Consider the following 12,031-nt stretch of genomic DNA (forward strand, 5'->3'; position numbering starts at 1 on the left):
GATAATACGTATGATGCGTTTTTTTAGGATTATTCCGGCCTAAAGCAACCGTGTAATCCGTATCATCCGGACTTGCTGATTTCAACCTGTCAATATCATTTAAATAAAAGAGGGAATCTACTCAACCAGATTCCCTCTTTTTTTGTTATATTTGTATTATTACCTTAAAAACTAAGAATATGGTACAACACGCTAGACTCATTTTCTACAGCCTTCTTCTTCTGGTAATCCCGTGCGAGGGCACGTTGGCACAGAAGATTCCCGTCGCGCCCATAGACTCATTGATTACCGTAGGATATGCCACCGGAAGTTTGAAAACCCTGTCCGGTTCCGTAGAGAAAATCACGGAGACACAGATGAACAAAGACCAGATAACGAACCCTTTGGAAGCAATCCGTGGACGTGTGCCGGGTTTGACCATCCAGCGGGGCTCCAACGGACCGGCGGCTCTGGATGCGGTACGCCTGCGGGGAACTACCTCACTGACCAGCGGCAACGACCCTTTGATTATCGTCGACGGAGTATTTGGCGACTTGAGTATGCTTACCTCCATTTACCCTACGGATATTGAGAGTTTTACCATCCTGAAAGACGCTTCTGAAACCGCACAGTACGGTTCGCGAGGTGCATCCGGTGTGATAGAAGTCACCACCAAAAAAGGGATGAGTGGCAGGACACAGGTAGCTTACAACGGTAGCTTCGGGATTTCCACCGTCTACAAGAATTTGAAAATGCTGTCCGGTGATGAATTCCGCCGCGTAGCATCGGAACGAGGCATTTCCATTCTGGACAAAGGGAACAATACCGATTTCCAGAAAGAGATTGAGCAGACAGGACTGCAACAGAATCATCACATCGCCTTTTATGGCGGTTCCAGTGAGTCCAGTTATCGTGTTTCCCTCGGTTTTATGGATCGTCAGGGAGTGATTCTGAATGAAGACATGAAGAATTTCACTTCAAATATGAACATGAATCAGAAAATGTTCGACGGCTTCCTGAACTGCGAGTTGGGAATGTTCGGCTCCATTCAGAAGAATCATAACCTGGTAGATTATCAGAAAACGTTCTATTCGGCAGCTACGTTCAATCCTACCTATCCCAATCATAAAGACCCCGTCACTAATTCGTGGGACGGAATAACGACCGCCAGCCAAATCACCAATCCATTGGCATGGATGGAAGTGCAGGACGATGATGCCACTTCGCACATCAGTACGCACGCCCGTCTCACTTTCAATCTGATGGAAGGACTGAAACTAAGCCTGTTCGGAGCTTATACTTACAATATCGTAGAAAATTCGCAATACCTCCCCACTTCCGTCTGGGCGAACGGTCAGGCATACAAAGGAACCAAAAAGCGCGAATCTTTATTGGGAAACATGATGCTGACCTATAAGAAAAACTGGAAAAAGCATTTCTTTGACGTACTGGCACTTGCCGAACTTCAGAAAGAGACTTATACCGGCTATTATACCACAGTCAGCAATTTCAGTACCGATAAGTTCGGGTATAATAACCTTCAGGCAGGAGCGCTCCGTTTGTGGGAAGGCACTAATTCCTACTACGAGCAACCGCGCCTGGCATCTTTCATGGGACGCTTCAATTATACATACGCCGACCGCTACGTACTGACGTTGAACGCCCGTACAGATGCTTCCTCCAAATTCGGAGCCAACCATAAATGGGGCTTTTTCCCCTCTGCATCCGCGGCATGGGTGATTAGTGAAGAAGAATTTATGAAGCAATTCCCCGTGATAGACAATCTGAAATTCCGTATCGGTTACGGTCTGGCAGGTAACCAAAGCGGGATTGACTCATACACAACACTGAATCTTGTCAAGCCGAACGGTGTCGTCCCCGTCGGAAACTCCGCCATTGTATCTTTGGGAGATCTCCGGAATACGAATCCCGATCTGAAATGGGAAGTGAAACATACCTTTAATACCGGTTTCGACATCGCTTTATTCGGCAACCGCCTGTTGCTTTCCGCCAACTATTACAACTCCCGCACCACGGATATGCTTTACCTTTACAACGTAAGCGTGCCCCCTTTCACCTATAACACCTTGCTTGCCAATATCGGCTCCATGCGCAACTGGGGTACGGAAATCGCCATCGGTATCACCCCTTTGAAAACGAAGGACATGGAACTGAATATCAATGCCAACATCACCTTTCAGCGCAACAAACTGCTTTCATTGAGCGGTATGTATAACGGCGAAATGCTTTCCGCTTCCGAATATAAAAGTCTTGCCAGCCTTGATGGAGCCGGCTTCCACGGCGGCTACAACCACATCGTTTATCAGATGGTGGGGCAACCGTTGGGCGTGTTCTATCTCCCTCACAGCACCGGACTGGAGTCCGACGGAAACGGTGGATATACCTATGGCATTGCCGACCTGAATGGCGGAGGCGTCAGTCTGGAAGATGGTGAAGACCGCTACGTGGCAGGACAAGCCGTACCCAAAACGATTCTGGGATCTAACATCAGTTTCCGTTACAAGCGTTTCGACCTGTCTTTGCAAATCAACGGAGCTTTCGGACATAAAATCTACAACGGAACTTCCCTGACCTATATGAACATGAATATCTTCCCCGACTACAATGTAATGAAGAAAGCTCCGCAACAGAACATCAAGGATCAGACTGCCACCGACTATTGGCTGGAAAAGGGAGATTACGTCAACTTCGACTATGTGACGCTGGGCTGGAACGTGCCGATTGAGAAGGTGCAGAAACTAAAGAAATACGTCCGTTCCCTGCGCTTAGCATTTACTGTCAACAATCTGGCAACCATCTCCGGTTATTCGGGACTTTCGCCCATGATTAACAGTTCCACGGTGAACTCGACGTTGGGCGTGGACGATAAACGGGGGTATCCGTTGGCACGGACGTACACCTTAGGATTGAGTATTAACTTTTAATGGAGGAGGAGAGGATGAAACGATATATGAAAAATAGAAATCAGTTTTTGCAGATCTCAAAGCAAATAATCTACCCTTCAAGAATATTATTATTTTTTCTGGTGACGAGTCTGACCTTATTTTCCTGTGATAAGTTCTTACAGGAAAATCCGAAAGACAAACTACCGGAAGAGGATGTCTACAATACGATCTCGGAAGTATATCTCAATGCGGTAGCTTCACTTTATACTTACATAGGCGGTTATAGCGACAGTCAGGGATTGCAGGGAACGGGTAGGGGAGTCTACGACCTGAACACTTTCACTTCCGACGAAGCCATCATCCCCACCCGTGGAGGCGACTGGTACGATGGCGGCTTTTGGCAAGGACTTTACCTGCACGATTGGGGAGTAGAGAATGACGCTATCCAAGCTACATGGGAATATCTTTACAAAGTCGTCATGCTAAGCAACAAATCGCTCGAACGGATAGACAAGTTTGCCGAAACCCATTCCGATGCTGTACTTCCGGCATACCGGGCGGAAGTGCAGGCCATGCGAGCCATGTATTATTATTATCTGATGGATTTGTTCGGACGCATCCCGTTGGTTCAATCCTCTTCAGTGGCAATGAAAGATGTTCTCCAGAGTGAACGGAAAACGGTTTTTGAGTTTGTATTCAAGGAATTGCAGGAAGCGGCTCCTCTGTTGAGCGATGCGCACAGCAACCAGTCCGGTCCTTATTATGGCCGTATCACCCGTCCGGTAGTCACTTTCCTATTGGCTAAACTGGCTCTGAATTCCGAAGTCTATACGGACAATGATTGGACAGACGGACAACGTCCGGACGGAAAAAACATAAAGTTTACAGTGAACGGCAACGAACTCAATGCGTGGGAAACAGTCATCTACTACTGTGACCAGCTAAAGACGCTGGGCTACAACGAATTGGAACCAAAATACGAAACCAATTTCTCCATTTTTAATGAATCATCGATAGAGAATATTTTTACCGTTCCGATGAATAAAACCTTGTACACCAATCAAATGCAATATCTATTCCGTTCCCGCCACTACAATCATGCCAAGGCGTACGGCCTAAGCGGTGAGAACGGCCCCAGCGCAACCATTGAAGCCCTCGAACCTTCGGTTATGAAACAGCCGAACAAGATCCCCGCTTTGATATTTGCTATTTTGCGGGAGTGGTGCGCGACCTGAAAGGAAACATCATCAAGCTGGATGATGGCACCGTATTGGAGTATCTGCCTTGGAAAGTAGCTCTGGATATTACAGATACCCCGTATGAACAAACAGCAGGAGCCCGTATGAAGAAGTACGAAGTCGACCCGACTGCCACGAAAGACGGTAAGTTGATGGAGAATGACATTGTATTGTTCCGCTACGCGGATGCTCTGTTGATGAAGAGTGAAGCGAAAGTGCGCAATGGAGCCAGTGGAGATGAAGAACTGAATGAAGTCCGTAGCCGCGTCAATGCCTCCTCCCGTCCTGCCACTTTAGAGAATATCCTTGCCGAACGTCAACTGGAACTGGCTTGGGAAGGTTGGAGACGTCAAGATTTGGTTCGCTTCGGGAAGTTTACAAGAGCTTACAGTAGCCGTCCACAATTGCCGGATGAGGGAAACGGATATACTACCGTGTTCCCTATACCGGAGAAAATACGGGTGATGAATACAAAGTTGAAGCAGAATCCGGGGTATTAACAGCAGTTATTATTCAATCAACTCAAAACTATATTTTTCAAATTCATTCCCGTTGATAATCATAGCAATTTGGTGAAGTCCGAGATGGAGCTTCCTCGTTGTAACCACCCGGAAAGAATGTTTTCGGGTGATTCGCGTGGTCGAGTTCCCGGCATATTCTTTCTCGCTGATTTTATGCACCTTTTTCGTCAACGTTCCATTTGCTTTTTGGTAATAGATTCCATATTCGAGTCGTATCTTGGTCGTTTGATCGTTCTTGTTCAACAGTTTAAAACTAACCTCCAACGAATCCCCGACTTTCACTTCCGGGCTTGAAATTTGGAAATCCTCCACACAGATATTGCTGATAGTAGAGTTGAAGCCAAACAACTCCATCACTTCCGGATTGCCTTGTTTTAAGAGCGTCCGGCAACCGTGTTTAATAATCCAATCCACCTCTTTCGATTCTCCCTTCCATTTCTTCACTAAATCAATAACGATTTCGGGATTATCTTTCGCAATATCATTCAAATTATTGGCAACGCTCAATCGCACAAATCTTGCCGGATCATTTTTTAGATTTTCCAGAATAGGAATGATAGGCGCAGGATTCTCTTTCAGGTTCGGCAACGCCATCGCCCAGGGAAGACGCGGACGACAGCCTTCTGACGCAAGCCGCCTGACTCCCCAATGTTCGTGTTTCGACCAAACCAACATCTGTTTCATCATCTGATCCGGATATTTGATAATAAAAGAATGAGCCACAAACTCGCAACTTGTGAACTGCGTGATTTTCTCTATCGCCTTGACAGAAGTTTCGTAATCGTCCAGTCCATATTGTTCGACATAATTATCCAGAATCCCCCCATACTCTAAAGTCAAACCAAACTTCGTGTCGTCTATCACCGAGAAATCAGGCCGTGTCTTTTTTATATGATCCAACAATTCAAGTATCTTAGCAATCGCCTCTTTGTAATCTGCCGGTAAAAACTTTCTTAGCACCGTTGTGATGTGCATGCAGCGTTGTTTAAGTTCCCTGCCTTCCCATTCATCGTCCATCACTTGAGATACAAACTCGCAAGCATCAAAATCGTCGATAACAAGTTTCAAATCTTTCGTAAACAGATCGAAAAATTGCTCGTTAAACATGTTTTTAAAAGGTTCTGCCATTCTTTAAATATATAGTTTAGTTAAACAGTTATTGTTTTTTTATGGAGCGACTAAATAATGTTTCTTTGATAAATTCGTTTTTTATAATTTGAATTTTAAAGTGTTGATAATTATTTTATGCCGATCTATTTGTTTGTTATACAAATATATGCCATTTTTTTTAGGATAGCCCTATATCGCGCCTTATTTAGGTAAACTATATGAAAAGATTGTGCGAGAGGGAGTCTATTTAGAGAATACCATATAAAAAAGTGAGCCACAAAAAAAGATTGCAGCCCACTTATACCTTATATATGATAATATGATAGTAAAAAGATTAATCGAAGAAACTCTTGAATTTCTTGAAAATCTTCTCTTTTACTGACGTGTTAGGTTTGAAATTGTCTGAAGCTTCCATCTTTTCGAGCGTGTTCTTTTCCTCCTTGTTGAGAGCTTCCGGCACATAGATACTGATATTGACCAGCAAATCTCCCGTACCATACCCGTTTACATTCGGCAACCCCTTGCCACGCAAGCGAAGCACTTTACCCGGTTGAGTACCCGAATCAATCTTCACTTTCACTTTGCCGTCGATTGTCGGAATTTCCACAGCACCGCCCAGTGCAGCCGTCGGGAAACTAAGCAACAGATTATAAATCAAATCATTTTCGTCGCGAATCAAGTCCTGATGCGGTTCTTCCTCAACGAGGATCAATAAGTCGCCTGCCACACCGTTGTGCTTGCCGGCATTTCCTTTGCCGCCCATAGAGAGCTGCATCCCCTCTGCCACTCCGGCAGGGATATTCACCGATACCACTTCCTCGCCGTAAACGATTCCGTCGCCACCACACTTCTTACATTTATTCTTGATAATCTTTCCCTCGCCGCCACACGTAGAACAAGTGACGCGAGTCTGCATCGTGCCCAGAATGGTCTGCTGGTTACGGATCACCGAGCCGCTACCCTTACAAGTAGGACAAGTCTCCGATCCGCCGTCACCCTCGGCACCCGTGCCATGACACTGGTCACACGGCACATATTTTTTGAGTTTAAATTTCTTTTCTACTCCGGTAGAGATTTCCTTTAACGTCAGCTTCACTTTCACACGGAGGTCACTGCCGCGATACCGGCGTTGCTGTGAACCGCCACCGCCGCCAAATCCGCTGAATCCTCCGAAGCCTCCCCCGAAACCGCCGCCGCGGCCACCGAAGATGTCGCCAAACATAGAGAAGATGTCATCCATCGACATTCCCTCGCCACCGAAACCACCGAACGGACCGCCATTGCCTGCCGCACCGCTCACTCCCGCATGACCGAACTGATCGTAACGCGAACGCTTCTCCGGATTGCTCAACACGTCGTATGCCTCGGCCGCCTCCTTAAATTTCTCTTCAGCCTCCTTGTCGCCCGGATTCTTGTCGGGGTGATACTGAATTGCTTTCTTACGGTATGCTTTCTTTATTTCTTCTACTGTGGCTGTCTTCGTCACCTCCAATATTTCGTAATAGTCTCTTTTTTCTGCCATGCCCATTTATTGATTTATGATTGAAAAGATTTATGATTTATGAATTCTGATTTATGATTTACTCTGCAGACCAATAGCGCAGCCATAAATCATAAATCATAATTCATAAATCTCCTCATTCTCCTACTACCACTTTAGCGTGGCGGAGCACTTTGTCGTTCAGTGTATATCCCGTTTGCACACAGTCCAGAATCTTACCTTTCTGTGCTTCCGACGGTGCGGGGATTACCGCGATGGCTTCATGGTAATCAGTGTCCAGTGGTTGGTCTTTTGTTTCGATGACTTTCACACCGTTTTGTGCCAGGACAGCCATAAATTTATTGTAAATCAGTTCTACTCCTTCTTTTACGGCATTGACATCTGTTGCCGTTTCCATTGTTTTGATGGCACGTTCGAAGTCGTCCACCACCGGAAGAATGCTGCTAAGGCTCTTTTCGCCACCGTTCAGAATCAGTTCGGCCTTTTCCTTCATGGTGCGTTTCCGGTAGTTGTCAAATTCGGCAGACAAGCGCAGGTATTTATCCTTCTGCTCTTCAATCTCCTCTTGGGCCTTTTCCAGTTCTTTTTCCAACTCTTCTTCATGAGTCAGGGGAGTGGCGTCCTCCGCTTGTTCGTTTTGCGGTTGTTCTTCCGCATGGTTTTGAGTTTCCTCAACGTTCAGTTCTTCTTCCTTCACTTTTTTTTCTTTCGGATCCATCTTGGTATTTACTATTTTACTAGTTACTATTTACTATTTAACACACACGTTATCTTAACTTGGTAAAATAACGCCAATAAACATACCGGGCTGACCGGATGTCATTGATTTTGTCTGCAAAAACTTTGCCAAGTTGGCTGTTTTGCCAAAAAACGCAGCAAAGGTAACACTTTTATGTCAGATTGGCACATATCAGATAGCTCATAATTCATTTTAAATGTCTAACTTTGCACGCTAAAATAGTTAATACTAATATAGTAGCTAGCAAAATAGTAAATAGTAACTAGTAAAATAGTAAATAAAGAAGATGATTACAGTTTCGAACGTTTCGGTACAGTTTGGTAAAAGAGTGTTGTTTAATGACGTAAACTTGAAGTTTACGAGTGGTAATTGTTATGGTATTATTGGTGCTAACGGTGCGGGAAAATCTACCTTCCTTCGTACGATTTACGGAGATTTGGACCCGACAACCGGTACCATTGCGCTCGGACCGGGCGAACGCCTTTCGGTGTTGAGCCAGGACCACTTTAAGTGGGACTCTTATACCGTTATGGATACTGTGATGATGGGGCATACTGTGTTGTGGGACATCATGAAGCAACGCGAAGAATTGTATGCGAAAGAAGATTTCACAGATGAAGACGGACTGAAAGTATCCGAGTTGGAAGAGAAATTTGCCGAGTTGGACGGATGGAATGCGGAAAGCGACGCAGCCATGCTGTTGAGCGGACTGGGCGTGAAAGAAGATAAGCATTATGTATTGATGGGTGAGTTGAGCGGTAAGGAAAAAGTGCGTGTCATGCTGGCGCAGGCATTGTACGGAAATCCGGACAACCTCTTGCTCGATGAGCCTACCAATGACTTGGATATGGAGACAGTGACTTGGTTGGAAGAGTATCTCTCCAACTTCGAGCATACCGTATTGGTAGTGAGTCACGACCGTCACTTCCTCGATTCTGTATGTACGCACACCGTAGACATCGACTACGGAAAAATCAATATGTTTGCCGGTAACTATAGTTTCTGGTACGAATCCAGCCAGTTGGCTCTTCGTCAGCAGCAGAACCAGAAGGCGAAGGCTGAAGAGAAGAAGAAAGAGTTGGAAGAATTTATCCGCCGTTTCAGCGCCAACGTAGCGAAGAGCAAGCAGACCACGAGCCGTAAGAAGATGTTGGAGAAACTGAACGTAGAAGAAATCAAACCTTCTTCACGTAAGTATCCGGGCATCATCTTCACTCCCGAACGCGAGCCGGGCAACCAGATTCTGGAAGTTTCCGGATTGAGCAAGAAGACGGAGGAAGGCGTAGTGCTTTTCAACGACGTCAATTTCAACGTAGAGAAAGGTGACAAAGTGGTATTCCTGTCGCGCAACCCGCGTGCGATGACTGCGTTCTTCGAAATCATCAACGGAAACATGAAGCCGGATGCCGGTACCTTCAACTGGGGGGTAACCATCACCACTGCTTACCTGCCGCTGGATAATACCGATTTCTTCAATACCGACCTCAACCTGGTGGACTGGTTGAGCCAGTTTGGCGAAGGAAACGAAGTGTATATGAAAGGTTTCCTCGGCCGTATGCTTTTCTCCGGCGAAGAGGTGTTGAAGAAAGTAAGCGTACTCTCCGGAGGTGAGAAGATGCGTTGTATGATTGCCCGTATGCAGCTCCGCAATGCGAACTGTCTGATTCTGGACACTCCGACCAACCACTTGGATTTGGAATCTATCCAGGCATTCAACAACAACCTGAAGACGTACAGGGGAAACATCCTTTTCTCTTCTCATGACCACGAGTTTATCCAGACGGTTGCCAACCGCATTATCGAACTGACACCGAACGGTATCATCGACAAGATGATGGAGTATGACGAATATATCACGTCCGATCACATCAAGGAATTGAGAGCGAAGATGTACGGGGACAAGTAATTCCCCGTCTTGGACGTCGTAGCCATCGTATAAAACTTAGGCGCGAATTACACGGATAACACGTTTCTGATTTTAAAGAAATCGTGCAATTCGTGTAATCCGCGCCTGATTTTTATAGATAGGATTCCATTCACCTTTTCTGATGAGATTATTTATTTAGCCCAATATCAGATGTGGAGGTGAGTGCATACCTAAATCGGTGTTTGTGATGTGACAAGTACTTTATGATACCTCTTCCATCAGCGCCAATTCCCAACTGCGCCATACGATCGTTGCCAGTTTCAATCCCCCTTTCTCACGAGCTTCTGCCACACATTCATCCTTGCTATAGCGAATCAACTGTTCCCGTGCATCATCGGCAAGTGCGCGTATCTCTTTCTCCGACGCTCCTGCTTTCGCATACTTCACCTCCAATAGATACGTGTACGGTGGAGATACGGGTGCCGCCGGACTGGGCTTAAAGAAGAAATCGGCAAAACCCTTATTCATCTCATATTCCGGATATAGTTGATAATAGCGGAACATACTTAGATAGGCGAGGAGGAATCCTTTGATATGAGCTTCCCCTTCTATGTACTCCCTTATCCGGCTCTGTTCCCGAATGGCCTCTGCTAGAAATTCGAACAACGGTTTCCAGTCTCCTTTGAAGGACATATTCTCAAACAGAGTGCGCAAGCGGTTTACGTCGAGCTTGAAGATGTCATGACGGGCATATCCCTGAATCAGGAAATTGAATAGCTGTTCGCGAACCACCAGATTGGGAATGTGCAGGATGGGACGCCCCATCATATCCACCCCCTTGATAGAAAGCAGTCCGAAATAGAACAGCAGAGATTTGAAGTTGCCCACGTCCGTCATTTCCAGTGCGGAGAAATGGGTGACTATTTCAGTCACTATCTCGCCTTGCTCTGCAATCTCCTTGATGACGGAGAAGTTTTCGCCCAGTCCATGGTCGAGACGGACAAGGTAGGCAAGCTTGTTAAAGTCCGTACGGATATTGGGATCTACAATCTCGTCCGGTTTTACTCCGTGCAATATCAATGACTTCATGCAGTAGAGCACCATGTCCGAGTTGAACATACAATCTGCTAATTTATTTTTACTGAAGCAATAATTGTCATAGTTAGGCTTCATCATTGTCACCGCATCGTCTACCGACATCGGGAGAGCGCCTTGTTCCTTATAATACGTCAGCATCTCGCGCAATTCCTTCTCGCTGAAACCTACAAGGTCGTTAAACCACGGGTCGGTGGTGATATTCGTTCCGATGTTGAATCCGCTTGTCACGTCGTCCATCGTCACCGGGCTTACTCCCGTGATGAACAAACGGTTGACGGCAGAACCCATTCCCGTCGTGGCGGCTTTGATTACATTGAAAAACCTGCGGATATACCCTTCACCATGCGTCGCTTTTCGATATAAGTCCGTGCCGTAAGTAGAAAGAATGGTATTCGTGAAATTATCGTATTCATCAATCAGGAGGTAGATTTTGATGTCTCCCTTGAGGGTGGCATACGAATTGATGGCGGATAGCAGTGCTCCCGGTTCTTCGAGCGTTTCTTCGTTCAGCACGTTCCAGATTTCCTTTCCCAAAATATGTTCGTACTTTTGCAGAAAATGTCTTAGTTTCCCGCAACAATGCAACCGGAAAGATTCCTCCACCTCATTGATATTCGAGCTCACCTCCGAGAAATTGAATCTCATGATGAGAAACTGGTTATGTATCGGCGTAGGATGCTGCCCGATATACAGATGGCCGAACAATTCGTCGAACTGGTCGGCATACCGAACGTCATAATAAGCCTCCAGCATTGCCAGCGTCAGACTTTTCCCGAAGCGCCGGGGACGGATCAGGAACAGATAAGACGGTTGCATTTCTATCTTTTCGATAAACATCGTCTTATCTACATAATAATAGTTTTCTTTTTGGATGCGACCGAAATCCGTCAATCCGTATGGTATTTGCTTCATCATATTGCGATTCCTTTCTTTATTCATCATTCATATCGAGCAAATATACGGAAAACGGATGAATGTGACACGTTTAATGCCACTAATTTATCCGTTTATCTGTTATTTCGTGCAAAAACGACTATCCGGAGCAAAAAAGCTATTTTGTGGAAAAACGACT

General features: G+C 45.7%; 6 protein-coding genes and 1 pseudogene. 3 read left to right on the forward strand and 4 right to left on the reverse strand.

What is annotated here, in order from left to right; all coding sequences use genetic code 11:
* Positions 1-179 precede the first annotated feature (179 nt).
* Together DXA05_RS01230 and DXA05_RS01235 are read left to right on the forward strand one after the other, a co-directional pair.
* A complete protein-coding gene (locus tag DXA05_RS01230; protein WP_008022044.1) occupies positions 180-2,924 on the forward strand; it encodes a SusC/RagA family TonB-linked outer membrane protein in 2,745 nt (914 codons plus the stop codon).
* Positions 2,924-4,623: pseudogene (locus DXA05_RS01235) on the forward strand (RagB/SusD family nutrient uptake outer membrane protein). Before DXA05_RS01230 ends, DXA05_RS01235 begins: the two are co-directional and overlap by 1 nt.
* A gap of 9 nt (positions 4,624-4,632) precedes the next feature.
* Here the strand turns inward: DXA05_RS01235 and DXA05_RS01240 are convergent.
* The 3 genes from DXA05_RS01240 to DXA05_RS01250 form a co-directional block, all read right to left on the reverse strand.
* On the reverse strand, positions 4,633-5,772 hold the full coding sequence (locus DXA05_RS01240) for a DNA alkylation repair protein (protein ID WP_128858667.1): 1,140 nt from the start codon (positions 5,770-5,772) through the stop codon (positions 4,633-4,635).
* Between the two features lie 316 nt (positions 5,773-6,088).
* The gene (gene dnaJ, locus DXA05_RS01245; protein WP_004315796.1) at positions 6,089-7,276 is read right to left on the reverse strand and encodes a molecular chaperone DnaJ; all 1,188 of its coding nucleotides are present in this window, start codon (positions 7,274-7,276) and stop codon (positions 6,089-6,091) included.
* 115 nt (positions 7,277-7,391) lie between these two features.
* A complete protein-coding gene (locus DXA05_RS01250) occupies positions 7,392-7,973 on the reverse strand; it encodes a nucleotide exchange factor GrpE (protein ID WP_004315797.1) in 582 nt (193 codons plus the stop codon).
* A 307-nt stretch (positions 7,974-8,280) separates the two neighbouring features.
* On the opposite strand from DXA05_RS01250, the gene DXA05_RS01255 reads away from it, so the two are divergent.
* Positions 8,281-9,900 (forward strand): ATP-binding cassette domain-containing protein, encoded by a 1,620-nt coding sequence (locus DXA05_RS01255; RefSeq protein WP_004315798.1) that lies wholly within the window; start codon positions 8,281-8,283, stop codon positions 9,898-9,900.
* Between the two features lie 222 nt (positions 9,901-10,122).
* Here DXA05_RS01255 and DXA05_RS01260 read toward each other — a convergent pair whose 3' ends face one another.
* Positions 10,123-11,874, reverse strand: a complete 1,752-nt coding sequence (locus DXA05_RS01260) for an ATP-binding protein (RefSeq protein WP_128858668.1) — start codon at positions 11,872-11,874, stop codon at positions 10,123-10,125.
* Between the last annotated feature and the right edge of the window lie 157 nt (positions 11,875-12,031).

Source organism: Bacteroides sp. AM54-2NS (assembly GCF_003602935.1).
GTDB lineage: Bacteria > Bacteroidota > Bacteroidia > Bacteroidales > Bacteroidaceae > Bacteroides > Bacteroides xylanisolvens.

Excerpts from the sequence above, each read along its gene's own strand:
- DXA05_RS01230 (WP_008022044.1), top strand. The coding sequence starts at position 180 with ATGGTACAACACGCTAGACTCATTTTCTACAGCCTTCTTCTTCTGGTA.
- DXA05_RS01240 (WP_128858667.1), bottom strand. The coding sequence starts at position 5,772 with ATGGCAGAACCTTTTAAAAACATGTTTAACGAGCAATTTTTCGATCTG.
- dnaJ (WP_004315796.1), bottom strand. The coding sequence starts at position 7,276 with ATGGCAGAAAAAAGAGACTATTACGAAATATTGGAGGTGACGAAGACA.
- DXA05_RS01250 (WP_004315797.1), bottom strand. The coding sequence starts at position 7,973 with ATGGATCCGAAAGAAAAAAAAGTGAAGGAAGAAGAACTGAACGTTGAG.
- DXA05_RS01255 (WP_004315798.1), top strand. The coding sequence starts at position 8,281 with ATGATTACAGTTTCGAACGTTTCGGTACAGTTTGGTAAAAGAGTGTTG.
- DXA05_RS01260 (WP_128858668.1), bottom strand. The coding sequence starts at position 11,874 with ATGATGAAGCAAATACCATACGGATTGACGGATTTCGGTCGCATCCAA.